The 2,507-nt window shown below is 42.6% G+C and carries 2 protein-coding genes; both read left to right on the top strand.

Translation table 11 applies throughout. From position 1 onward, the window contains the following. Positions 1 to 70: 70 nt before the first annotated feature. Positions 71 to 2,134 carry a TonB-dependent receptor gene (locus BCT81_RS08455; protein WP_102423837.1) on the top strand — a complete coding sequence of 688 codons (2,064 nt, stop codon included), beginning with the start codon at positions 71 to 73 and terminating at the stop codon, positions 2,132 to 2,134. A gap of 49 nt (positions 2,135 to 2,183) precedes the next feature. Next, a partial coding sequence (locus BCT81_RS08450; protein ID WP_241908184.1) for a YfiR family protein occupies positions 2,184 to 2,507 on the top strand: 324 nt, incomplete at its 3' end.

Below are 2,507 nucleotides of genomic sequence, written 5' to 3'. Positions count from 1 at the left end.
GTATAGCATTTCGTATATAGTTTAATTATTGATTAAAGGATTAATATCTATTTGTATATTAGGTGAGCACATGATATCCCGCCAGGTTTGCTTAGGGCTAGCATTAACAACGCCTGTTTTTGTATTTGCTCAAGAAAACTCGCTAGATCAATTGATGTCAATGAGTCTTGAAGAGTTATCGATGTTAGATGTCGAAATGGAAACGGCGTCAAAAGTGACGCAGAAACTCACCGACATTCCTTCCTCTGTCTATGTACTTTCTAACGAACGCATACAGCGTAGCGGCGCAAAATCTATTGCGGAAGTGTTGGCACTTGTCCCTGGGTTAAAAGTCACTAAGTTCAATGAAACATCGTGGTTTGTGTCTACACGTGGCTTTCACGATGGCCTGTATAACAAAATGCTGGTCATGATGGATGGTAGAAGCCTATTTAGCCCAGTCTATGGCGGCACGTATTGGAGCGATGTTGACTATGTGCTTGCTGATATCGAGCGAATCGAAGTACTAAAAGGGCCTGGAGGCACGATTTGGGGAGGCAATGCCGTGAATGGTGTGGTGAACATCATTACTAAGTCTGCCAATGATACACAAGGAACCTATCTTTCTGGCGTCGCTTCTAATACCGATAATTACGAGTTTAGTGTTCGTCAGGGCTTAAGCCTAAACGACAATGTCAATGCTCGAGTATTTTACAAGTATCGTGAAGAACCACCGTATCGTGTTGGTGAATCTAAAAAGTGGAAAGCACAAACCGCGGGCATGGTGTTTCAGCCGAGCAATGCCGAAGATAACTGGTCCTTACGCATCGGTGGTGAAAAGAGCTTTCATGAGTCAGAGTTATATAGCGTCCAATATGACCAAACAGGAACGTTTGTAAGCTCAAAAGCCAACGACTTCGATAACAAAAGCCAATCTGCCTACATTCAATTTAACGACTCTCGTCACTTCGATGAAAATTCGACGCTCTCTTATTCCCTATGGGGTGAGTATAACGAAGACAATGCTCCGGATGCCCCGGGTAGCTATTCGACGATTGATTTTGATTCAACCTACATCAATCAATTGTCAGCCAATCATCAAATAACACTCGGTGGTGGTCTCCGATACATGTACCTTGATTTCTCATCAAGCCAAGTTGCTGATGTGGATTGGTATAACCCTGATTACTACGGTCGTGCTTATAACATTGAATCAGCGAACGATTATATCGCCAACGCGTTTGTTCAATCTCAAATTCAAATGACGCAAGCGCTTTCTATTACTATCGGCGCGAAAGTGGAGCACTTCACACAGAATGATTCAACAGAGATCTCACCTCAAGTACGAGGTTTATATAAAGTAAATCCACGTCATTCTGTATGGGCAGGGCTTAGCCGTGCAGTTGTTGCGCCATCTTATATGGATTCAAACTCCACATACTACTTCAACAGTTATTCAGCTGATTCTAACAACAGCTACCTAGATGTTTATAAGTCCAATGCGGACCTAGACATTGAGAATGTTGTAACGGCTGAGATGGGTTATCGCTATTCGAATAATGCAAATTTGGAACTCGATGCCACAATTTACCTAAGTGAGCACGACAACCTTCGTTTCCACAGTTATGACTCGACAGACATCCCTGCGAGCCATGTTTATGTTGGTGCACTGTCTGATGACTATAAAGCCAAAACATACGGTTTAGAGTTAGGGGCAAGCTATCAACTCTCTGAGGACCTAACCAGTTACCTAAGTTACGCCTATGCAACGTTAGAAGGTGAAAACAAAGGCGGTGATCCTAAATCCAGTCCGCAGACGAGCGTGTATTACGATATTGATAACGAACATCTCGCTACAGCACAAATTATGTGGAATATCACCGACAGCTGGCAATTTGACCTCATCGGTCAATACATCAATGTAAATTATCCTGATTACTGGACTGCAGCAGACGGAACTCAATATGAATGGCAGTCATACCCACATGAAATTACCTTCGATGCTCGTTTAGCATGGAAAAAATCACCAGCGGCACCTTTGATAGAAGTTGTGGTTGAAAATATTGGTAAAAGTAATGGTTATCAAGCCGAGCGAACCTCCCCAAAAAGTGTCAACCAAGAGTCAGTTTATGTGAGGGTTTCTCATGAGTTTTAATTGGGTTAGAGGCCAAATTACACTCTATGTCTTCACACTAGTGCTGCTCATGAGTTCCACGACTACGTCTGCGGCTAGCTTTAAGTCGTATGAAGTCAAAGCTGTATATCTGTTTCGAATTGCCAACTTCATCCGTTGGAACGACGAAAGCACAATGGATACCGTCAACTTTTGTGTGATTGGCGACAAGAAAGTAAGTCAAGTACTCACAGAGATTACAGCGGGGAAGTCGATACGTTCACTCGCTATTAACGTCCAACAATCAATTACGTCTCTGTGTGATATCACTTATTTTTCTGAACTCAGTAATAGTCAGTTCACGCGCAAGGATCATTCACCCCATACTGTAACGATAAGTGATATTCCCAACTTT

Origin of the sequence: Vibrio sp. 10N.261.52.A1 (assembly GCF_002876325.1) — a bacterium.
Lineage (GTDB): Bacteria > Pseudomonadota > Gammaproteobacteria > Enterobacterales > Vibrionaceae > Vibrio > Vibrio chagasii.
Note: the sequence above shows the minus strand (reverse complement) of the source record. Positions and strands in the feature narration are given on the sequence as shown.